Origin of the sequence: Micromonospora arborensis (assembly GCF_003205615.1) — a bacterium.
Classification (GTDB): Bacteria; Actinomycetota; Actinomycetes; order Mycobacteriales; family Micromonosporaceae; genus Micromonospora; species Micromonospora arborensis.
Genome location: NZ_PYBV01000013.1, coordinates 125,128 through 148,389 on the forward strand (window position 1 = coordinate 125,128; position 23,262 = coordinate 148,389).

Below are 23,262 nucleotides of genomic sequence, written 5' to 3' on the forward strand. Positions count from 1 at the left end.
TCGGGGCGCGCGACGGCTGCCGCACAAAGCAACCCGCACCCCGGTGATGGGGACGCTACGGACAGTACGGGCGAGGGCTGGAACGCTTACGCACCACTACCGGCCTGCTACTGGATGGTCAGGCTCATTCGTTCGCAGAGGCCCCGCAACTCCGGCGAGACAACCCTCTTGCGCAGCAGCGCCCGCGCGGTCTCCCCCGCCGCCGCCGACGACCGGGCATGTTGCGGACCAACACGCTCGGCGGTGAGCAGCATCCGCACCGCATCCCGATCCCGACCCACCGCCTCGGCGGCCCGACCCATGTCGAGCCAGAAATACACCTGCCGCACCGCTGGCAGCCCCGCCAGTTCGACACCCGCAGCCGTCTCCAACGCCGCTTCGGGGCGGCCGGTGTCGAGTTCGAAGGCCATCCGCCACAGCGCCACATTCCGTGGCCCCCAGGCGAGATCCCAGCTCTCCGTCTCACCGGTACGCGTGGCGATCCGCGCGGCCTCGGTGAGATGCCCCTCGGCGCTTGCGTGGTCGCGCAGGCCGGCGAGGTGAAGCGCCCGCGCCAAGTGCAGGAAGCCGAGTACGTCCAACGCGCCGTCCCTCGCGCTGCCCGCCAGGTCAGCGGCGGCCACGTCACAGAGCGTTCGCGCCGGCCCGAATGCCCCCGAGTACGCGGAAACCCGGGCGCGGTTGGCAGCCGCGACCCCCGCGGCCACCGGATCATCGAGCAGACCCGCGGCCTGTGCGCAGCGCTCTGCGGCCAGCCACGCGTGAGCAGGGAAGCTGACGTTCAGGAGTGAACCCATCGCCACGCCATATACCGGCACCATCTCGGTGAGCGCCGCACGCCGATCGGTGAGACCGTGCATCGCCGGCACCAGATCGACCAGCCGGCGCAGGGCACCCGCATAGTCACACCGCCCGTACAGGTCACGCACGAGAGCCGCCTCACGCTGCACCTGCTCGGTCGTTGCGGCGGTGTCGCCACGCCCGGTCATCGGCGTGTCCATCATGATCCGCCACACCCGCTCCGCGTCGATGCGAGCGGCATCGAGCTGCCGGTCGGCCGGCGTGTACGCCTGCCCGGTCAGATCGGCCACCGAGCATTCGAGCGCGGCGGCCAGGTCCACCACCATGTACCGATCGGTGCGCTGCTGCCCGCGCTCGATCCGTGACCAGGACGTGTGCGAGACACCGGCGCGGCTGGCGGCATACCGCACGCTCCAGCCACGCAGTTCGCGGCGAGCACGAATGCGATCACCGATCGACGGATCATCAGGTATCGGGCGGCGAGGCATCAGCGGTACTCCCGGGGTGGTGAACTGCTGGCACTTCGGACGGTACACCGAAGAAACATCGTCATCAGTGACCGCGCGACTACGCTTGAACGGGTCGCTACGCAACTGGCCACAGCGAGGTCCGTGCGTGGATAGCCACTCGCCGAAGATCATCTGGTGCGGCAGAGTGGTCCCATGACCGGCAGAGGATTGACCGTCGACGGATCGATCGCACGCGAAGGCGCGCTGAGTCGGGTTCCACCGGCGTTCGGCGGTGTCGTCGACGCGGCACGCACCCGGATAGTCGAGGCAGTCGGCGGCCGCCGACTGCACAGCGCCTACCTCTACGGCAGCATTCCGCGTGGCACCGCCGTACCCGGAGTCTCTGATCTTGATCTGTTGCTCGCTCTGCACGCCGAGCCGACCGAGGCCGACCGGCGGGATGCCACGCGGATCGAGGAAGCCCTCGACCAGTCGTTCGACGAGATCGACGGCGTGGGCATCCTGCTGTTCAGCGCACGCACCCTGCTCAGCGAGCTTGAACGTCACGATCTCGGCTTCTTCGTCGCCTGCCTGTGCACTCCCCTGCTGGGCGACGACCTCGCCGACCAACTCCCCGGCTATCGGCCCACTCCCCTGCTCGCCCGCGAGACGAACGGCGACCTGTCGATCGCTCTTGCGGACTGGCGTCGGCAGGCGGCCGAGGCGAGCACCGACAAGCAACGTAGGAGTCTCTGCCGGCTCGTCGCTCGTCGCATCGTCCGGACGGGATTCACCCTGGTCATGCCTCGCTGGGGAGGCTGGACAAGCGACCTCATCGAGTCCGCCGAGGCGTTCGGTCGCTACTACCCGGAACGCGCCGAGCAGATGCGCGCGGCTGCCAGGACCGGGCGTGCGCCCTCGGCGGATCCGGCGGTACTACGCCACCTCATCGACGACCTGGGGCCATGGCTCGCGGTGGAGTACGCGGCCGTCCATGGTGAGAAGGCGGTCCGTCCCTGACGATGCACCATGCCCTGTCCGAGCGACGCGAGCGAACATGGCCACCACTCAGGCTCGGGCATCTACCTGCTTGACACTCCTACGCCGTATCAGGTCCGCTCCCGAACAGGTGCGAGCCCGGTTCCGGGGTCAAAGCACCCGGATTATGTTGATCATCGCCTGCCGGCTGCGGCCTTCCGCCACCGCCGACATCGAGGTGTTCACTTGTTCCACCGTCTTGCGTGACCTGGCCCGCCGGGTCCGCTTCCTTGAAGCTGAAGCCCGCTCGTACGAGAAAGCCTTCCTTGCCATCGTGCGCGTCTGGCGGCCTGACCTTCTGGATCTGACCGGGGTCGGCGCAATCGTCGCCGCTACCGTCCTGACCTCCTGGTCGCATCCCGGCCGATGCCGCAACGACAGCGCCTTCGCCATGCTCGCCGGCGCCGCACCCATCCCTGCGTCCAGTGGCAAGACCATCCGTCACCGGCTCAACCGTGCAGGCAACCGCCAGCTCAACCGAGCCTTGCACACCATCGTGCAGACCCGGCTCAAGAAAGACGAAGCCACGCAGGCCTACGCCGAGCGACGCCGCACCGAAGGCAAAACCGACCGAGAGATCAAGCGATGCCTCAAACGCTACGTCGCCCGGCAGCTCTACCGGGTCCTCGAAACAACACCCTCAACCCCTTGACGAACCATAGGAGCGTCTTACTCGTCTAGTCGGTGATCTCGCAGACCACACCGCCGGCCGCGACCGGGGTGCCGACCGCGACGCGGAGGTCTTTGACCGTGCCGGCACGCTGAGCAGGCAAGGGTTGTTCCATCTTCATCGCCTCCAGGACGGCGATCAGCTGGCCCGGTTGGACGCGGTCGCCCTCGGCCACCGCGAGCCGGACCACGGTGCCCTGCATCGGGGAGAGCAACGTGGTCGACGACGATGCCGCGGGGCGCGACCCGGCCGGGCGGCGTGCGGGCGGGCGCGGGGCCGCGGCGGTGGGTGCCGGGCGGATGGCCGGCATCGCCACCTCGACCCGGCGGCCGTTGACCTCGACCACCACGACCTGGCGGGGTTGCGGTGAAGCGGGCGGCTCTTCGGGGATCACCGGCTCGATGCGGTTGTCGAAGTCGTTCTCGATCCAGCCGGTGTGGACGCGGAACGGGGAGTCGGTGAAGGCGGGATCCTCCACCACGGCCCGGTGGAACGGCAGCAACGTGGCGACGCCGTCGACGCGGAACTCCGCCAGGGCCCGCCGCGCGCGCTGCAGCGCCTGCTGCCGGTCGGCGCCGGTGACCACCAGCTTGGCCAGCAGCGAGTCGAAGACCGGCGAGACCACCGAGCCTGCCCGCACCCCGGCGTCGAGGCGGACGCCGGGTCCGGCCGGCGGATCGAAGCAGGCCACTGTGCCGGGCGCCGGCACGAACCCACGGCCAGGGTCCTCACCGTTGATTCGGAACTCGATGGCGTGGCCGCGTACCGGAGGGTCGTCGTAGCCGATCGCCTCGCCGTCGGCGAGCCGGAACATCTCGCGGACCAGGTCGATGCCGGTGACCTCCTCGCTGACCGGGTGCTCGACCTGCAGGCGGGTGTTCACCTCCAGGAACGACAGCGTGCCGTCGGCGCCGACCAGGAACTCGCAGGTGCCCGCCCCGACGTAGCCGGCCGCGGCGAGGATCGCCTTGGAGGCGCGGCGCAGTTCAGCGTCCTGCGCCGCGGTGAGGAACGGCGCGGGGGCCTCTTCGACCACCTTCTGGTGGCGGCGTTGAAGCGTGCAGTCGCGGGTGGAGACCACGACCACGGCGCCGTGCCGGTCGGCCAGGCACTGCGTCTCGACGTGCCGGGGCCGGTCGAGGTAGCGCTCGACGAAGCACTCACCGTAGCCGAACGCTGCCGTCGCCTCGCGGACGGCCGAGGCGAACAGCTCGGGGATGGACGACAGGTCGCGGACAACCTTGAGCCCGCGCCCGCCGCCGCCGTGCACCGCCTTGATCGCGATCGGCAGGCCGTGCTCGCGGGCGAACCCCACCGCTTCGTCGGCGTCACTGATCGGCTGGAGCGTGCCCGCCACCAGCGGTGCGCCGGCCCGGCGGGCGATGGCGCGGGCGCTGACCTTGTCGCCCAGTTGGCGGATCGCCGACGGCGGCGGGCCGATCCAGACCAGCCCGGCGTCCAGCACGGCCTGGGCGAAATCGGCGTCCTCGGAGAGGAACCCGTAGCCGGGGTGGACGGCGTCGGCGTTGGCGGACGCTGCCACCGCCAGCAGCTGGCCCCGATCCAGGTAGGTGTCCGCGACGGTCTCGCCGGCCAGCAGGTACGCCTCGTCGGCGACGGCCGCGTGCACGGCGTCGCGGTCCGCGCCGGCGTAGACGGCCAGGCTCACCAGGCCGGCGTCCGCGGCGGCGCGGGCGATCCGCACGGCGATCTCACCGCGGTTGGCGATCAGGATCCGTTTCATGGGGCTGCCCTCCTGTCCAGACCGCGCCGCCACGCTGTCGCGTCGCGGCTCCTCCAGCGCGACCTGGCCGGCGGCGCCACGGGCCCGGCCGGATGCTCGGCCAGCCACGCGCCGATCACCACGGCGACGGCCGCCAATTCCTCCGCGGTGAGCCCGCCGTGCCGGTTCACAGCGGGATGTTCCCGTGCTTGCGCGGGACGCGGTCGACTCGTTTGTCGCGCAGCGCGCGCAGCGCCCTGGCTACCTGGTCGCGTGTCTCGCTAGGCAGGATCACCGCGTCCACGTAGCCGCGGTCGGCCGCCACGTATGGGTTGCAGAGCGTCTCCTCGTACTCGGCGCGCAGCCGCTCGCGTTCCTCCGCGGGCGCCTTCCGATGGAGCACACTGACCGCGCTATCGCTGCCCATCACCGCGATCTGCCCGGTCGGCCAGGCGAACGTGACATCGGTGCCGAGGTGCTTGGAGCCCATCACGCCATAGCCGCCGCCATACGCCTTGCGGGTGACCACGGTGACCATGGGGACGGTGGCTTCCGCGTACGCGTAGATGAGCTTGGCGCCGCGGCGGATGATGCCGCCACGTTCCTGTTCCGTGCTGGGCAGGAAGCCGGGCACGTCGACCAGGGTGAGGACCGGCACGTTGAAGGCGTCGCAGAAACGGATGAAGCGGGCCGCCTTCTCGCTGGCGTCGATGTCGAGCGCGCCGGCCAGGTGCATGGGCTGGTTGGCGACCACGCCGACGCTGCGACCCTCGACCCGGCCGAGGCCGCAGATGATGTTGGGGGCGAACAACGCGTGCACCTCGAGCAGCTCGCCGTCGTCCAGCACGCCACGGATGACCTGGGTCATGTCGTACGGGCGGCTGCCGTCGTCCGGGATGATCGTGTCCAGGTCGGCGGCCGCGATGGCGGGCGGCGCCGGTGCGTACTCGGGCGGGTCGGTCATGTTGTTCGACGGCAGGTGGCCGAGCAGCGTACGGACGTAGTCGAACGCGGCCTTCTCGTCGTCGGCCAGGTGGTGCGCGTTGCCGGAGACCGTGTTGTGCGTGTGCGCGCCGCCCAACTCGTCGTGGTTGACCCGCCGGCCGGTGACCGCGCGCAGCACCTCGGGCCCGGTGACGAACATGTGCGAGATGCCGTCGACCATCACCACGATGTCGGTGATGGCCGGCGCGTAGACCGCGCCGCCCGCGCACGGCCCGGTCATCAGCGAGATCTGCGGAATGACCCCGGACGCGGCGACGTGCCGGCGGACCAGCTCGGCGTAGTACGCGAGGGACACCACGCCCTCCTGGATGCGCGCGCCGCCGGAGTCGTTGAGGCCGATGATCGGCACGCCGGTGCGCAACGCCAGGTCCATCACCTTGATGATCTTCTCGCCGTAGACCTCGCCGAGGCTGCCGCCGAACACGGTGAAGTCCTGGGCGAAGACACAGACCTGCCGGCCGTCGACGGTGCCGTAGCCGGTGACCACGCCGTCGCCGTACGGCCGCTTGGTGTCCATGCCGAAGTGGTGGCAGCGGTGCCGGGCCAAGGCGTCCAGCTCCACGAAGGAGCCGCGGTCGAGCAGCGCGTCAACCCGTTCCCGCGCGGTGAGCTTGCCCCTCTCCCGCTGCCGCCGGGCGGCGGCCGGGTCGTACGGCTGCCGGGCGGCCTCTCGGCGGCGTACCAACTCGGCGTTCCGGTCCGCGGTCGTCACGGGAGGATCACCACCTGGGCCGCGTACGTGAGACCGGCGCCGAACCCGACGAGCAGCGCCCGGTCCCCGCGCGCCACCGCGCCACGCGACATCAGGTCCTCCATGGCCAGCGGGATGGAGGCGGCCGACGTGTTGCCGCTGTGTACCACGTCCCGCGCCACCACGGTGGTCGGCGGCAGGCCGAGGCTGCGCGCGGCGGCCTCCACGATCCGCAGGTTGGCCTGGTGCGGGATGAATGCGCCGAGGGCGCCAACGTCGATGCCGGCCGCGTCGAGGGCCCGCCGCGACACCTCCGGCACGATCGTGGTCGCCCAGCGGAACACCTCGGGCCCGGCCAGCCGCAGGTACGGCCGTTCCGGCTTCTCACCCCACGCGTGGTCGTGGCTGATCAGCGCGTGCTGACCGCCAACCGAGCCCCAGCTCACCGGGCCGATGCCCGGGGTGTCGGCCCGGCCCACCACGACCGCGCCGGCACCGTCGCCGAACAGGAACGCGCTGCCACGGTCGGTCGGGTCGACAATGTCGCTCATCCGTTCCGAGCCGACCACCACGATCCGCCGGGCCTGACCGGCACAGACCATCCCGTCGGCCAGCGCGAGCGCGTAGCAGAAGCCCGAGCAGGCGGCGTTGACGTCGAGCCCGGCTGCCGCGTTGGCGCCGATGAGTTCGGCGATGCGCGGCGCGCCGGGTGGCGACTGCTCGGTGAAGGACATCGAGGCCAACAGGACCATGTCGACTCCCTGTGGGTCGGTGCCGGCCTGGGCGAGGGCCTTGCGGGACGCCTCGGCGGCCATCGCCAGCACGGTCTCCCCCGCTCCCGCGATCCGCCGGGAGACGATTCCGGAGCGGCGCCGGATCCATTCGTCGGACGAGTCGATGCGTCCGCAGATCTCCTCGTTGCCGACGACCCGGGCCGGGCGGTACGCGCCGACGCCGAGGATCGCCGAGCCCGGCGTGGTCATCACTCCCCCTCTCGGGCACCGGCGCCGAGCGCCACCGGATCCCGTTCGACCCGGGCCCGCTCGATCAGCAGCGGCGCGAAGTGGCCGTCCAGGTAGCGGCGTCGGCAGGCGCGCCGCTGGATCTTGCCGCTGGAGGTCTTGGCGAGCGTGCCGCGGCGCAGCAGGAGCAGCTCGTCGACGTCGAGCCGGTGATGCTCGTGGACCGCCGCGCGAACCAGGTCGCGAACCGCGGCCGGGCCGGGCCGCCGCAACACCCGGCCGTCCACCTCGATGAGCAGGACGAGCCGCTCGTACTCGCCGTCGTCCACGGCGAACGCCGCGGCGCAGTTCGGGTACAGCCCGTCGACGGCGCGCTCGGCCGAGTACTCGATGTCCTGCGGGTAGTAGTTGCGGCCCTTGCGGATGATCACATCCTTGAGCCGGCCGGTGATGTACAGCTCGCCGTCGTACACGAACCCGAGGTCGCCGGTGCGCAGCCAGGTGCCCGGCCGGTCCGCGAGGCGCGCCCGGAACGTCTCCTCGGACAGCTCCGGGCGACGCCAGTAGCCGGCCGCCACGCACGGCCCACCGACCCAGATCTCGCCGACCCGGTCAGGGGCGCACACGACGCGCGTGGCCGGGTCGACGATCCGCACCTCGGTGCCGGGAACGGTGCCGCCGACGCTGACCGCCGGCGTGCTGCCGGCGGACGGGACGCCGAGGACGCGTACGGTGCCGTCGCGCAGCGCCGCAGCGTCCAGCCGTAGCATCCCCGGCCGCTGGTGCTGGCTGGCGCCGGTGACCTTCAGGGTGTTCTCGGCGAGGCCGTAACCCGGGCACATCGTGTGCGGGGAGAGCCCGTGCCCGGCGTACGCCTCCTGGAACGCGGTGACCACGTCCCAGCGCACCGGTTCAGCGCCGTTGGCGGCGACCCGCCAGCGGGACAGGTCGCCGACGTTCGCCGCCGCGCCCTCGGCGGCGGCGCGCACGCACAGCTCGTACGCGAAGCTGGGCGCCGCCGAATGGGTGCCGCCGAACCGGGCGATCGCCTCCAGCCAGCGGGCCGGCCGCCGCACGAAGGAGTCCGGCGCCATCAGGTACGAGGGCACCCCGGCCCACAGCGGCAGGATGATGCCGAAGAGCAGGCCCATGTCGTGGAACAGCGGCAGCCAGTTGACCAGGGTGGCGTCCGGGGAACACGGCCAGAGCTCGTCGGTCTCGCGGGCGTTGGCCGCGAAGTTCCGATGGGTGACCATGACGCCCTTCGGGTCGCCGGTGGAGCCCGACGTGTACTGCAGCAGCGCGATGTCGTCCGGGCCCGGCCGGCCCGCCGGCCAGTCCGACGCTGGGTCGACGCGGTCGAGTCCGTCGGTGGCGACCAGGTTCAGGCCGGCCAGCTCCGGTTCGTCGCCGAACCGCCCGAGCAGGTCGTCGCGCACCGCCTCGGTGGTGAGCACGGTGGTCGTGCCGGCGTCGTCGGCGACGCGGCGCAGGCGGGTCAGGCCGTCCCGCCTGCGGGGAACCTGGACCGGCGCGCCGGCGACCCGGGCCGACATGCACCCGAGCAGGCTGCGGATGAACTCCAGGCCCGACGGGTAGAGCAGCACCACGGTTCCGCCGCCGAGCCCCAGCGCGGCCAGGGCCGCGGCCCGGCTTCGGGCCGCCCGGTCGAGCCGGCCGTAGGTCAGGGTCTCCGCGGGGACCTCGCCGTCGCGCAGGAAGACGTAAGCTGTGCGATCCGACTGCTGCGCACCGCGCCGCCGGAGGATCTCCGGCAAGGTGTCCACTGTGTTCATGCGAGTTCTCCTTGTTCGATCCCGGTCTTCTCGAACTCGTCGAGCAGCAACTCGTGCCAGAACTCGGCAGACACCTCGAAGAACGGCCGGACGCCGCCTGGTTCCAGGTGCAGCTCGCGGCGATAGCCGTCGATGAGCCTGACGGCCATGAGCGAGTCGAAGCCGAGCTCGATCAGGTCGCTCCGCTCGGTCAGCTCGCCAGCGGGCAGCGCCAGTGCCTCCTCGAGGCTGCCGTAGACGTACTGCCGGAGCAGCTCCAGCCGTTCCGTCCGGTCGGTGGTGGCCGCCACCTTGCGCAGCACCTCCGACTCCGGCTCCGGTTCGTTCGTGGCCGGTTCGCCACCGGCCGGCTCGGCGGCTGCCGCGACGGTACCGAAGGCGCTGTAACTGCGGCGTTCGAAGCTGTACGTGGGCAGCGCAACGGTGTGCGCCGGCACCTGCGCGTAGACCGCGGACCAGTCCACCGGCAGCCCCGTCACGTAGAGCTCGCCGAGTCCGCGCAGCGCCTCGGCTGGCTCGTCGGCGTCGGCCCGCATCGACGCCACCCAGGTGTGCTCCACGCCGAGGCACTTGGTGCCCAGGCCGAGCAGGGTGCGGCCCGGACCGGTCTCCACGAAGGTCGCGTGGTCCAGCTCGCGGATCGTGCGCATGCCATCGTGGAACCGCACCGGTTGGCGGGCCTGCCGCGCCCAGTACTCGGGGTCGGCCAGCTCGCGCTCGCCGGCGACTGCGCCGGTGACGCCGGAGACCAGGGGCACCCGGGGCGGCCGCACCCGGATGCCGGCGGCCACGTCCCGCAGCCGGTCGAGGACCGGGTCCACAAGTGGCGAGTGGAACGCGTGCGAGACGTTCAGGTCCCGGTGCCAGCGGCCGGCCGCCGCCAGCGCGGAGCGGACCGTGGCCAGCGCGGCGGTGTCACCGGAGAGGACCAGCTCGCCGGGCGCGTTGATCGCGGCGATGCCGACCAGCATCCGCTCCCGTTCGGGCAGGCCGGCCAGCAGCTCGACGACCTCGTCCGGCGCCATCCGCACGGCGAGCATGCCGCCCGGCGCCATCTCCTGCATGGCCGCGCCGCGCGCGACCACCAGCCGGAGGGCGTCCGGCAGCTCCAACGCTCCGGCGATGCAGGCGGCGGCCAGCTCGCCGACGCTGTGCCCGAGGACCACGGTGGGCCGGACGCCCCACGATCGCCACAGCTCGGCGGTCGCGTACTCAAGGCAGAACAGGGTGGGTTGGGCGTACCGGGTCTGGCGGAGCTCGTCGTCGGCGGTGTCGAAGAGCAGCTCGACGAGCGGCCGGCCGAGCGCGTCCGGCATCTGGTCCGCGCACTCGTCGATGGCCCGGCGGAAGACCGGTTCGGCCTGGTAGAGCCCTCGGCCGGCGCCGGCGTACTGGCTGCCCTGACCGCTGAACAGGAAGGCGACCCGGCGGTGGTGGCGCGGTGCGGCGGCCCGGGCGATGACCGCCGGGCTGGGCTCGTCGCGCAGGTGACTGGCCAGCGCGCCGGCCAGGCCGGAGGTGGTGTCGCCGGTTACCGCAAGCCGGTATATCTGGTGCGAGCGGCCGACCGCCGCGGTCCGGCACACATCCGCCGCCGTCCGGCCGCGATCATCGGCGAGGTCGGCGGCATAGCGGACCGCGAGCTGCCGCAGAGCGGTCCGGGTGCGGGCGGAGAGCGGCAGCAGGTGTACGCCACGCGCCGGTTCGGCCGGACGGTGCCGCTCCGGCGGCTCGCTCAACACGATGTGCACGTTGGTGCCGCTGGCACCGAACGAGCTGACGCCGGCGTGCCGCGGGCCGTCCACCGGCCACGCGACGGTCCCGGCCGGCACCTGCAGGGGCATCTCGTCCCAGCCCACGTCGGGGTTCGGCCGCCGCAGGTGCGGATGCCCAGGGATCACGCCGTGCCGCACCGCAAGCGCCGCCTTGATCAGGCCGGCTGCCCCGGCCGCCGCCTCCAGGTGCCCGATGTTGGCCTTCACCGAGCCGACCAGCAGGGGTCGGTCGCGGTCGTGGAACACCGCGTCGAGGGCGCGCAGCTCGATCGGGTCGCCCAGCGGCGTACCGGTGCCGTGTGCCTCGACGTAGGACACCTCGTCCGGCCGTAGTCCCGCCTCAGCCAGGGCCGCCCGGATCACGTCCTGCTGGGCCTGGCCGTTCGGCACCGAGATGCCACTGGCCCGCCCGTCGTGGCCGGCCGCGGTGCCGCGGATCACGGCCACCACGTCGTCGCCGTCGGCGACCGCGTCGCCGAGCCGCTTGAGGACCAGGACGCCGCAGCCCTCCCCCCGGACGTACCCGTCGGCGGCCGCGTCGAAGGTGTGACAGCGCCCGCTGGGCGACAGCGCCCGCGCCTTGCTGACCAGCACAAAGCCGTACGGGGAGAGGATGACGTTGACACCGCCCGCGACCGCCAGGTCGCATTCGCGGCGCCGCAGGCTGGCGACCGCCAGGTGGACCGCCATGAGCGACGACGAGCACGAGGTGTCCAGCACCAGGGCGGGCCCGCGCAGCCCGAACGTGTGCGCGATCCGGCCGGCGATGAAGCTGTTCTCGCCGAGCAGCTGCATGCCGTCGATTTCGGCCGGCGGGCACAGTTGCTGGCGGAGCCGGACGTAGTCGTTGGTGCTGGCACCGAGGAAGACCCCGGTACGGCTGCCGTCCAGGGTGTCCGCGGCGATACCGGCCCGCTCCAGCGCCTCCCAGACCACCTCGAGCGCTATCCGCTGCTGCGGGTCCATCCCGACGGCTTCGGCGGCGGAGACCCGGAACGGCACCGGGTCGAACCCGGTCACGTCGGGCAGGAAGCCGCCGTCGGTCGTGTAGGCCTTGCCTGGGACCGACGGGTCGGGGTGGTAGAAGGCGGTGCTGTCGGCGCGGTCGGCCGGAAAGGGCCGGATCGCGTCGGTGCCTGCGACCAGGTCGTTCCAGAAGGCGTCCGGGTCCTCGGCCGCGGCGGGCAGCCGGCAGCCGATCCCGGTCACGGCGATCGGCTCGGCCCGCTGTGCGGCCAGCTCGCCGCGCAGTCGCTCGATCATGTCCAGCGCGTCGGCCAGCCGGTCGCGCAGGCTCGGGTCACTCATCGGCGGGTGTCCTCCCTGGTGAGAGTGCGTGCGGCGGTCATCTCCCGCGCGAAGCGCGCCAAGAGTTCGTCCTCGGGTTCGGCAACGGGCTGCGGCGGGGAGGTGTCCGGCGCCGGCTCCGGCTCGACGACCTGGTCGACCAGGTAGCGGGCCATGGCCAGCGGGGTGGGCTGCTCGAACGCGATCGTGGTGGGCAGCCGGCAGCCGAACCGCCGCTCCAGGCGGATGCGCAGCTCCAGCGCCATGACCGAGTTCATGCCGAGGTCGAAGAAGCCCTGCTTCGGCTCGATCTGGTCAGCCGACTCCAGGCCCAGCACCACGGCGGCGTCCGCACCGACCGCGTCGGCGGCCCAGCTGAGCCGCTCGTCGGCGGCCAGGCCGCGGAGCACCTCGGCGGTGCCGCCGGCCGCGCCGGCCCGCTGCTCCTCGACCGCCCGGGCCTGCTCGTCCAGCAGCGGCCAGGGCCCGCTCTGCCGGTACACCGGCACGGTCAGCGCCCAGTCGGGCCGGGCCACCACTGTCTCGCTGCGGTCGGTGCCGACGAGGTAGTCCAGCGCGGCCAGCGCCTCCCGCGCGGCTGGCAACGCGAAACCGGCCCGGACCGTCCGGGACCGGGTGGTCGGGTCCACCGGGCCGGCGTCGTCCCAGGGCGTCCAGTTCACCGCCACCCCGGCCAGCCCGGCCGCACGCCGCTTGCGGACCAGGCCGGTGAGTAGGCCGTCGCCGATGGCCTGGTGGCCGGCACCGACCGAGCCCCAGGCACCGGCCGCGCCGCAGAACACCACGAACAGCTCGAGCCCGGCGCCGTACCGCTCGTGCAGGTGGCGCGCGCCGGCGTAGCGCTCCCGGGCCACCCGGGCGGCGTCCGCGGCGGTGGTGGGCGGCGTTTCCCGCAGCGCCCAGTCGAGCCCGAGCCAGACCAGGCCGCGCGGCGCTAGGCCCTGCCGGTCCAGATCCGCGCACAGCGCCTCGGCCGCGGCCGCGTCGGCGAGGTTCGCTGGGCGGACCCGGACGTCGGTCCCGGCGGTGCGCAGCGCCGCCAGGTCCGGGTGATGGTCGAGGGTGGCCGCCGCGGCCGCGTCGGGGACGGTCAGGACGATGTGCCGCGCGCCGCGCCCGGCGAGCCAGCCGGCCACCGCCGGCCCGACGCCGGGGTCGGCGGCGGCGACCAGGTACGCGCCCGACCGGTCCAGCCGAACCGGGGCGTAGCCGGGCTCGACGACGCCGGCCGCCTCGACCCGCGCCACCAGGCGGCGCCCAGCGCGCAGCGCCACGTGGTCCTCACCGTCGCCGTGGTGCAGCTCGGCCCGGATCGCGGCCGCCTCGGCCTGCGGGTCGCCTGCACGGGGATCGAGGTCGAGCAGGCCGCCCCAGCCCTTGGGGTGGTGCAGCGCGGCGCAGCGGGCGAGCGGCCACAGCGGCACCTGGTGGGGTGAGCCCGACCGGTCGCCGGTCAGGTGCTGGCCGCCCCGGGTGACGATCCAGGCGCCGCTGCCGCCGCGGACGGCGAGCGCGCCCAGCAGCCGGTGCACGGTCGCGTAGACGCCGGCCGCCGCGTCGTCACCGTCGATGTCCGGGCCGTCGATGTCCGGGCCGTCGATGTCCGGGCCGTCGATGTCCAAGCCCCACAGCAGCACCGCGCCGCGACAGCCCGGGCCGTCGCCGAGCTCGTGCACCAGCCCTTCGACCGTCTCAATGTCGAGTGCCCCGGGTGCCGGGCGGAACACCACGGTGGCCCGTTCCCCCACCTTCTCGAGCTGGGCTGCGAGGGCCTCGCCAACGCCACCCCGGTCGGCCAGGATCAGCCAGGCCGCATCCGGGTTGGCGACCGGCGGCGGGTCGACCGGCTCAGCGCCCCGGGAGCGCGGTCGCCACCCGGTCTGCCAGACCAGTTCGGTCAGGGTGTCGCGGTCCGCGTCAGCCAGCTCGCGGACCGGCGTGCGCCGCAGTCGTACCCCGTACGCGGCCAGCACGTCGCCGGCGTCGTCGGCGATGTGGAGGTCACCGACGACCTCGTCGTCGCCGCCGCCAGTGACCCGGGCGGCCACCCGGAGCGCCGGTCCCGGGTCGCGCAGCAGGAGCACCCGGTCGGCCGCGACGAGGTCCCAGCCGTCGCCGGCGAGGGCGTCGAGGCCCGCCGCCAAGGCAAGTGGCCGGCGGCGCCACGCACCCGGACCATCGTCCAGCTCGACGGCGACCGCGTCCTGCGGCGCGAACGGCGCTGTCCCGTTACCCACGGTGGCCGGGTCGTACGGCGCGACCAGGCAGGAAAGGCCGGTTCCGGAGGTCACCGCGGTGCCGCCGGCCGTGGGCGTGGCCCGCAGTGACAGTGTCACCGGAGCCGACGGCCCGACCGGCACCGGGGCCGGCAGCCGGACGTCGGTCACGATCGCGACCTCACCCGGTGCCGCGGCCGCCGCGGCCAGCTCCAGCCACAACGCCCCGGGGACCGTGCGGACCGCGCCGACCGCACCGGCGCCGCAGCGGGCCAGCCGGTCCGCGTCCACCACGGCCTCGCCGACGCTTTCCCCGTCGGGCAGGTCGATCCAGCGGCGCAGCAGCGGATGCCGGGTCGCGGTGCCGCCGTCGGCCGGGTGGGCGGCCCGGTGCTCGACCCAGTAGCTGCGGTGCTCCCAGGCGTATCGAGGCGCCGCAGTCCGCCGGCCGGCCGGGACCAGCGGCCGCCAGTCCACCGTGACCCCGGCGACGTGCAGACCGGCCGCGGTCTCCAGCAGCACGTCGGCCGGGTCCCGTTCGCGGACCAGCGAGGGCAGCGCGACGGCGTCGTCGTCACGCACCGCGTCCAGCAGCAGGGGATGCGGCGAGATCTCCACGAACGCGTCGACGTCGTCGGCGCGCAGCCCGGCCAGCGCGGCGGCGAAGCGGACCGGCTCGCGCACATTACGGGCCCAGTACTGCGGGCTCAGCTCCGCCGTCGCCAGCGCGCCCGCGGCCACCGACGAGAAGAACGGCAGACCGTCCGGTGCCGGGCGCAGGTCGGCCAGGCGCTCGGCCAACTCCCGGGCGTGCGGCTCGACCAGCGGGCAGTGGCTGGCGCCGTCGGCCCGCACCGGGCGGCAGAACACGTTGCGGTCGCGCAGCCGGTCGGACAGCCAGGCGACGTCGTCGCGTTCGCCGGCGACGACCGTGGACCGGCCGCCGTTCACCACCGCGATCCAGAGGGGTCGGCCGAGGTTGGCCAGCAGCTCGGCTACCTCGCTCTCCGGCAGCCCGACCACGACCATCGCACCCCGGCCGATCAGCCGCTGGATCGTCTCGGCCCGGCGGCAGGCCAACGTGGTCGCATCGGCAAGCGAGTACGCGCCGGCGGCGTAGGCGGCGGCGACCTCGCCGACGCTGTGCCCGATCACCGCGTCCGGCCGCACGCCGAGGTGCCGCCACAGGTCGGTGAGCCCGGCCTGCACCGCAAACAGGGCGAGTTGCTGCCGGTCGTCGAGCAGTTCGTCCCCGGCGGCCAGCGCGTCGTGCACGGACCAGCCGGTCAGCTCCCGGACCCGCTCGTCGCACCGCCGCACGGTCTCCCGGAATACCGGCTGGCCCGCCAGCAACGCCCGGCCCATGCCGGTCCACTGGGAGCCGTGCCCGGAGTAGACGAACGCCAGGCGGCGAGTGCGCCCGCCCACGGAACCGAGCACCAGGTTGTCGGCGCTTTCCCCGGCCGCCAGCGCGGCCAGGCCAGCGGTCAGGTCGGCACCGTCCCGGCCGGTGACGACCGCACGGTGGTCCATGGTGGTGCGGTGGCGGCCGGCGGTGTAGCACAGGTCGGCGATGGCGCGAGCGTCGGCGGACGCCACCGCCGCCCGCCACCGCTCAGCCTGGGCGCGCAGCCCGGCCTCGTGCGGGGCGTAGAGCGGCAGGAGGTAGCGGGCTTCGTCGGAGGACGCCGGCTCCGGAGGCAGGTTCGGAGCGTCCGGCGGCTGCGCCACCACGAGGTGGGCGTTCGTGCCGGTGAAGCCGAAGGCGCTGACGCCGGCGATACGCGGTCCGGTCCAAGTGGTACGCGTCACCGGCACCTCGAAGGGTAGGTCGCGCCACGGGATCGCGTCGCTCGGACGGGAGAAGTGCAGGTGCGGCGGAATCTCCCCGGTGCGGACCGCGAGTACCGTTTTGATCAGGCCGGCGATGCCGGCGGCGGCCTCCAGGTGGCCGATGTTCGTCTTCACCGAGGCCACCCGGCAGGGGTTGCCGGAATCGCGGCCGTCGGCCAGCACGGCGCCCGCCGCCTGCAGCTCGATCGGATCGCCGAGCGGTGTGCCGGTGCCGTGCGCCTCCAGGTAGCCGACCTCGGCCGGGCGCACCCCGGCGTCGCGCAGCGCGGTCCGGATCAGCTCTTCCTGGGCCGGTCCGCTCGGCACGGTGAAACCGCTGCTGGCGCCGTCCTGGTTGACCGCCGAGCCGAGGATCACGGCCAGCACCCGGTCGTGCTGCGCGACGGCGGCGCTGAGTGGCTTGAGGACCACGACGCCGCAGCCCTCGCCGCGGGTGTAGCCGTCGGCGGCGGCGTCGAAGGTCTTGCACCGGCCGTCCGGCGCGAGCGCTCCGGCCGCCTGGCTGGCCCGGTGGATCGTGGAGCGCAGCATGAGGTTGACGCCACCCACGATGGCCGTGCTGCTCTCGCCCGCGCGCAGGCTGCGGCACGCCAGATGGACGGCGACCAGCGAGGACGAGCACGCCGTGTCGACCGCGAGGCTCGGCCCGCGCAGCTGCAAAAAGTGCGCGAGCCGGCCGGGCACGGCTGCGAACGAGACCCCGGGGCCGTAGGACAAGTCCACGTTGTCCGGGCTGGCCGTCACGACCTGCTGGTAGTCGGACGAGTTCAGTCCCACGAAGACGCCGGTCGCGCTGTCCGCCAGGGTGTCCGCCGGGATGCCGGCATCCTCGATCGCCTCCCAGGCGACCTCCAGGAAGATCCGCTGCTGCGGGTCGAGCGCCCGCGCCTCGCGCGGCGGGATCCGGAAGAACCGCGCGTCGAACCGGTCCACGCCGTCGAGGAAGCCGCCCCGCCACGGGGTTTCGTCCTCGAACCGGCCGTCCGGCACCGTGCCGATCGCGTCGGCACCGGCGAGCAGCGACTCCCAGAACGCATCCGGGTCGGCCGCGCCCGGGAAGCGGCAGGCCAGGCCGACGACCGCGATGGGTTCCGCCGCCCCGGGCGGTTGCGGCCGGTCGGCCACGGCACCCGCGGCCACGGCACCCGCGGCCGGCGCTGCCGACGGCAACCGGCGGGCCAGCTCACGGGCCAGCCGGGTCACGGTCGGGTGATCGATGGCCACGGTGCTCGGCAGCTCGGCACCGAACTCGCGCTGGAGGGCACGCCGCAGCTCTACCGCGGTCAGCGAGTCCATACCAAGCTCGGCGAAGCCCCGGTCGGTCGGCACCTGGGCCGGCTCCACGCCCAGGACCGCCGCCACGGTGCGGTGGACTCTGCGCTGGACGTCCGGGCGCTGGACGTCCGGGCGCTGGACGTCGGGGCGCTGGACGTCGGGGCGCTGGACGTCGGGGCGCTGGACGTCGGTGGGCGTCCTCTCGACCGCCGGCGCCACCGGTGCCGCTGGCGGCGCCACCGCGCTGATTGCGGCCTGGCCGGGGGCGTCCGCGCTGATTGCGGCCTGGCCGGGGGCGTCCACGCTGAACCAGAACGGGCTGTGGTGCCACGGGTAGGTGGGCAGCCCGGCCGGGTCGCCCGGGTCTGGCTGGACGGCCGCGAAGTCGAGGTCGTGCCCGGCCCGGTAGAGGGCCGCGGCCGCCTCCAGGAGGGTCCGCCATTCGTCCTGTCCGGTACGCAGGCCCGAGGTGGCGGTCACCTCCGCCCCGGCGGCGGTCGCGCTGCCGGTCACCGCGGAGAGCAGCGAACCGTGCGGCCCCAACTCCAGGAAGGTGCGTGGGCCGGCATCCAGGCAGGCGCGCACCGCGTCGTGGAAGCGCACCGGCTCGCACACGTTGCGGCCCCAGTAGGCGGCATCGAACAGTGGGCCGTCGCCCGGCGTGCTCGGGAAGACCGGCACGGCGGGCTCGCCGACGTTCAGGTCACCAAGCTCCGCGACGAGCCGGTCCGCGTGCGGCCGCAGCGCCGGATGGTGAAAGGCGTAGCGGCCCGGGACGAGACGGTGCGGCACGCCGCTGCCGGCCAGCGACCCGGCCAGCGACATGAGCGCCTCCTCGGGGCCGGAGAGCACGACCGACTCCGGCCCGTTGACGGCCGCCACGACGACGCCGTCCGGGCACCGTGTCACCGCGTCCTCCGTCGGAAGGCGGACAGCGAGCATCCGGCCGGTGTCGTACGCCGGTTGGAGCACCCGGCCGCGCAGCACGATGATCCGGGCCGCGGTCGCCAGGTCCAGCGCGCCGGCCACGTGCGCGGCGGCGACCTCGCCCATGCTGTGCCCAACGATGGCGTCCGGCACGATCCCCCAGCTCCGCCACAGAGCGGCCAGCGCGACCTGGAGCGCGAACACCACCGGCTGGGCCGTCTCGGTGCGCAGCAGCGCCTCCGCCGAGCCGGTGCGCAGCACGTCGAGCACCGACCAGCCGGCGACTGCGCCGATCGCCTCGTCGCAGGCGGTGAGCGCGTCCCGGAAAGCCGCGCTGCGTTGCGCCGCCACCAGCCCCATGCCCGGCCGCTGCTGGCCCTGGCCGGAGAAGACCCAGCACACGCCGGGCGTCGTCGCGGCACCCAGCCGGGTCCGGGTCTCCGCCGTGTCGGCCAACTGCTCGGCGAGCTCGGCGGCGGTGTCGCCGACAACTGCCAGCCGGAACTGCCGGTGATGGGTACGCCGGACGCCGGACGCGCTCGCGTAACCGGCGGGATCGTCCTGCCTGCCGAGCCGATCGCGGTGCGCGGCCGCCAGGTGCTCCAGCGAGGACGGGCTGCGGGCGGACAGCGGCAGCAGCATCGGGCCGGTGCGCGCCCGGCCCGGTGCTGCCGGTACCGCCAGCGCCGCGGCCAGCACCACGTGGGCGTTGGTGCCGCTGAGCCCGAACGCGCTCACCCCGGCGAGCCGCGGCCCGTCGGCCCAGTCGGTCAGCTCGGTGGGCACCCGCACCGGCCAGTCCTTCCACCGAATGCCCGGGTTGCCGGTGCCGAAGTGCAGGTGCGGCGGGATGAGGCCGTGGCGGATCGCCAGGGCGGTCTTCACCAGGCCGGCAACCCCGGCCGCGCCGTCGGTGTGGCCGAGGTTGGTCTTCACCGACCCGACCAGCAGGGGCCGGTGCGGTTCGCGGTCGGCGCCGTAAACCCGGGCCAACGCGCCCATCTCGATGGGGTCGCCGAGCGGTGTGCCGGTGCCGTGCGCCTCGACGTAGCCGACCTCCGCCGGCGTCACTCCCGCGTCCCGCAACGCCTCGGTGATGACGTCGCGCTGCGCCGCGCCGTTGGGCACGGTCAGGCCGGCGCTGGGTCCGTCGTGGTTGACGGCCGTGCCGCGGACGACCGCGATGATGTCGTCCCCGTCGGCCAGCGCGTCGTCGAGCCGCTTGAGGACGACGACGCCGGCGCCCTCCCCGCGGACCATGCCGTCCGCAGCGGCGTCGAAGACCCGGCACCGGCCGGCCGGGGAGATGGCCCCGACCTTGCACATGAACATGGTCAGCTCGGGGGTGAGCATCACGTTGACGCCGCCGGCCAGCGCCAGGTCCGCCTCGCCGCTCCGCAGGCTCTGCACGCCGAGGTGGACGGCCACCAGCGACGAGGAGCACGCGGTGTTCACCGCCAGGCTCGGGCCGTGCAGGCCGAGCAGGTAGGACAGCCGGCCGGGGCCGAAGCTGGCCTCCTTACCGGAGGCGTACCAGGCGTCGATGCCGCGCAACCCGGCCTGCCGGGTGTGTAGCAGGAAGTAGTCCATGGCCAGCGCGCCGGTGTAGACCGCGGTCCGGCTGCCCAGCAAGGAGTCCGGGGGGATGCCAGCGTCCTCCAATGCCTCCCAGGCCACCTCGAGCAGGATTCGCTGCTGCGGATCCATCTGGCGGGCCTCGTGCGGCGGCACGCCGAAGAAGCCGGCGTCGAACCCGTCGATCCCGTCCAGGAAACCGCCCCAGCGGGCGTACATCCGGCCCGGGGCGTCCGGGTCCGGGTCGTAGAACCGCTCGGTGTCCCAGCGGTCGGCCGGAACCTCGCGAATCACATCGACGCCGTCGCGCAGCAGCGACCAGTATCCGTCGCGGCCGGCGCCACCATTCGGGAAACGGCAGCCGACGCCGACGATCGCCACGGGAACCGGCCGGTAAGTGCGCATGAAATGCCCCCCATGCCAAACGGCAAATCGTGGATCAATAAACTGCGAATGCGGAATCGCACGATGGAAGAAAGCTAACTGCCGGCTCCGGATCGCGTCTTCGGCTGCTGTGTCGACATGCGAAAGGTGGAGCCTTTCATCATCCCGACGGACGTCGTTCGGCGGAATTGCGGAAGGGCTCGTCCGCCACGATCTGCCGCAGGCGGCGCCGGTCCACCTTGCCGGTGCCCGACCGCGGCAGCCGGTCGAGCCAACGCACTCGGTCGACCAGCATGGACCGGGGCAACAGCCCGGCGGAGTGCCGCTTGATCTCCAGCAGGCCGGGCCGGTCGCCGTCCACTGCCACCAGGAAGGCGACCAGCTCGCGGTGCAGGCCGTCGCCCGCCGTCACCACCGCCGCGGCCGCGACGGCGGGGTGCCGCAGCAGGGCGGCCTCGATCTCGCCCGGCTCGATTCGATGGCCGCGCACCTTCACGCAGTCGTCCCGCCGGCCGACGTACTGGTAGTTGCCGTCGTCGTCGAGGACCACCAGATCGCCGGTGCGGTACGGCAGCTCACCCTGGGGCCGCCCACCCCAGTAGCCGAGCATCACGGTCGGGCCGCTGACCAGCAGCTCGCCCTCTTCTCCCGGCCCGGCCGAGGTACCGTCGGCGCGGACCGCCCAGACCCGGTCGCCGCTGGCCGCCGTACCGATCGGCACCGGGGTGATCCGGTCCGGGGCCACGTCGGTCACCTCGTAGGCGGTGCACACATTGGTCTCGGTCGGCCCGTACAGGTTGAACAGGCGCACGTCCGGCCACCAGCGCCGGAGCCGCCGAACGTAGTGGACCGGGAACGGCTCCCCCGCGAACAGCACGGCCCGTAGCGCCGGCAGGTCCGCGTCGAGCAGCGCCGCGTCGTCCATCATCAGCATCAGCACCGACGGCACCGAGTACCACACCGAGATGCGCTCCCGGGCGACGAAGTCGACCAGTTGGGCCGGCGAATAGGAGAAGGTCTCCGGGATCAGGCTGACCGACGCGCCGGCCCGGAAGGCGCCGTAGAGGTCGAGAACCGACAGGTCGAAGTGGAACGGCGCGTGGTTGGACAGCCGGTCCTCCGGACCGAGGCCGAGCTCGGCCACCGCCCAGTCGACGAAGGCCAGCGCGTTGCGGTGGCTGATGCAGACGCCTTTCGGTTCCCCGGTCGAACCCGAGGTGTAGAGGATGTACGCGAGCGAGTCCTCGGTGGTGTCCGGCTCGGGCGGCGGGCCGGCCGGAGGCGACTCGATCTCCGACCAGGCCGCACCCGGCGTCGGCAGCAGCAGGTACGCGGGTGCGGCGTCGCGCAGCTCGTCGCTGCGCGCCTTCGTGGTGATCACGACGGACGCGGCGCAGCCCCGGACGATCCGCGCGGCGCGGTCGGCCGGACTGAGCGGGTCGATCGGCACGTAGACCGCCCCCAGCCGCAGCGCCGCCTGCATGGCGGCCACCACCAGCACGGATTTCTCCGCCCAGAGCACCACCCGGGCGCCGGCGCGTACACCACGCGCGGCGAGGGCGGCGGCGATGCGATCGGCGGTACGGTCCAGCTCGGCGTAGGTGAGCTCGCCGTCCGGTCCGGCGACGGCCGGCGCGTCCGGTTGCCGGGCGGCTGCCTGTCGCACCGGTTCGGTCAGCTTCACAGTCCCAGCTCCTTTCCGATGATCTCTCGCTGCATCTCCGAGGTGCCGGAGAAGACGGTCGACGGGAGCGCGTCCAGCAGGGCTTTCTCCTCCGGGCTGCCGCCCAGGTAGGCGGCCGCACCGAACACCTGTAGGGCGTCCGTGGCGGTGTGCACCGCTGCCTCGCTCACCGCGGCCTTGGCCAGCGCCGCCAGCAGGACGGCGTCGCCCGCGTCGCGGGCCGCGCAGGCCCGGTAGAGCAGCGACCGGGCGCCCTCCAACCGCAGCTTCATGTCCGCGATCCGGTGCCGCACGGCCTGGAAGGACCCGATCGGCGCGCCGAACTGCCGGCGCTCACGGGCATACGCCACGCACCGCTGAACCACCCGGTCCATCAGCCCGAGGTAGCCGGCGAACAGACAGGTCCGCTCCCAGTGCATCGAGGACTGGAAGATGGCGGCGCCGCGGCCCTCGGCGCCCAGCCGCGCCGACTCTGGCACCGGCGTGTCGGCGAGACGCAGGCGGCCAGCCGGACACCGGGCCAGGACGATCTTGGGCAGCGGGCCCTCGACGGTCACGCCGGGCGCGTCGCGCTCGACCACGAAGGCCGAGACACCGAGGAAGCCCAGGTCCGGGTCGGTAGTGGCGTAGACGACGAAGACGTCGGCCAGCGGGCCGTTGCTGACGAACGACTTCTCGCCACTGAGCCGATAGCCGTCCGGGGTGCGGACCGCCTTGGTGGTCAGCGCGGTCACGTCCGAGCCGGCCTCGTCCTCGGTGATCGCATTGCCGGCGATCCAGGTGCCGTCGCAGAGCCGCGGAAGGACCCGCTCGCGGATCTCGGCCGTGCCGTGCTCCGTGATCGGCATGGCGCAGGCGAACAGGTGTGCGGCCACGCCGAAGACCAGTCCCATGTCCGGGTAGCCGCGGCCGAACGCCTCCATGGCGTGCGCGGCGCCGACCGCGTCGAGGCCACCGCCGCCGTATTCGGTCGGCACGCTCAGCCCGGGCAGCCCGAGCGGGGCGCACTGGCGCCACTCCTCGCGGGTGAAGTGGCCGTCGGCGGGCGCGGGCAGCGCGCGTACCGCCGCGATGATGTTCTGATAGCGGGCGCGCTGCTCCGCCGTCCAGTCGAAGCTCATCGGTCGCC

Annotated in this window: 11 protein-coding genes; 2 read left to right on the plus strand and 9 right to left on the minus strand. The window is 73.4% G+C overall.

What is annotated here, in order from left to right; genetic code table 11:
* Positions 1–107 precede the first annotated feature (107 nt).
* Positions 108–1,256: a helix-turn-helix domain-containing protein gene (locus C7C45_RS11165; protein WP_244200334.1), complete on the minus strand. Its 1,149-nt coding sequence runs from the start codon at positions 1,254–1,256 to the stop codon at positions 108–110.
* Between the two features lie 207 nt (positions 1,257–1,463).
* Here C7C45_RS11165 and C7C45_RS11170 point away from each other — a divergent pair, with 207 nt between their 5' ends.
* Entirely contained in the window at positions 1,464–2,270 is an 807-nt protein-coding gene (locus C7C45_RS11170; RefSeq protein WP_110563551.1) for a nucleotidyltransferase, read from the plus strand.
* 145 nt (positions 2,271–2,415) lie between these two features.
* Positions 2,416–2,940 carry a transposase gene (locus C7C45_RS11175; RefSeq protein WP_208641124.1) on the plus strand — a complete coding sequence of 175 codons (525 nt, stop codon included), beginning with the start codon at positions 2,416–2,418 and terminating at the stop codon, positions 2,938–2,940.
* Between the two features lie 25 nt (positions 2,941–2,965).
* Here C7C45_RS11175 and C7C45_RS11180 read toward each other — a convergent pair whose 3' ends face one another.
* The 8 genes from C7C45_RS11180 to C7C45_RS11215 all read right to left on the minus strand — a co-directional run bounded on the left by C7C45_RS11180 (position 2,966) and on the right by C7C45_RS11215 (position 23,254).
* Positions 2,966–4,702: an acetyl/propionyl/methylcrotonyl-CoA carboxylase subunit alpha gene (locus tag C7C45_RS11180; protein ID WP_110563552.1), complete on the minus strand. Its 1,737-nt coding sequence runs from the start codon at positions 4,700–4,702 to the stop codon at positions 2,966–2,968.
* Between the two features lie 166 nt (positions 4,703–4,868).
* The gene (locus C7C45_RS11185; protein ID WP_110563553.1) at positions 4,869–6,398 is read right to left on the minus strand and encodes an acyl-CoA carboxylase subunit beta; all 1,530 of its coding nucleotides are present in this window, start codon (positions 6,396–6,398) and stop codon (positions 4,869–4,871) included.
* Entirely contained in the window at positions 6,395–7,360 is a 966-nt protein-coding gene (locus tag C7C45_RS11190) for a beta-ketoacyl-ACP synthase III (RefSeq protein WP_110563554.1), read from the minus strand. Before C7C45_RS11190 ends, C7C45_RS11185 begins: the two co-directional genes overlap by 4 nt.
* Complete coding sequence (locus C7C45_RS11195; RefSeq protein ID WP_110563555.1) at positions 7,360–9,135, minus strand: fatty acyl-AMP ligase; 1,776 nt, start codon at positions 9,133–9,135, stop codon at positions 7,360–7,362. Before C7C45_RS11195 ends, C7C45_RS11190 begins: the two co-directional genes overlap by 1 nt.
* Positions 9,132–12,218: a type I polyketide synthase gene (locus tag C7C45_RS11200; RefSeq protein WP_110563556.1), complete on the minus strand. Its 3,087-nt coding sequence runs from the start codon at positions 12,216–12,218 to the stop codon at positions 9,132–9,134. Before C7C45_RS11200 ends, C7C45_RS11195 begins: the two co-directional genes overlap by 4 nt.
* Complete coding sequence (locus tag C7C45_RS11205) at positions 12,215–20,470, minus strand: type I polyketide synthase (RefSeq protein WP_110563557.1); 8,256 nt, start codon at positions 20,468–20,470, stop codon at positions 12,215–12,217. Before C7C45_RS11205 ends, C7C45_RS11200 begins: the two co-directional genes overlap by 4 nt.
* Before the next feature lie 139 nt (positions 20,471–20,609).
* A complete protein-coding gene (locus C7C45_RS11210) occupies positions 20,610–22,133 on the minus strand; it encodes an amino acid adenylation domain-containing protein (protein WP_110563558.1) in 1,524 nt (507 codons plus the stop codon).
* Positions 22,130–23,254 carry an acyl-CoA dehydrogenase family protein gene (locus C7C45_RS11215; RefSeq protein ID WP_110563559.1) on the minus strand — a complete coding sequence of 375 codons (1,125 nt, stop codon included), beginning with the start codon at positions 23,252–23,254 and terminating at the stop codon, positions 22,130–22,132. Before C7C45_RS11215 ends, C7C45_RS11210 begins: the two co-directional genes overlap by 4 nt.
* Positions 23,255–23,262 lie beyond the last annotated feature (8 nt).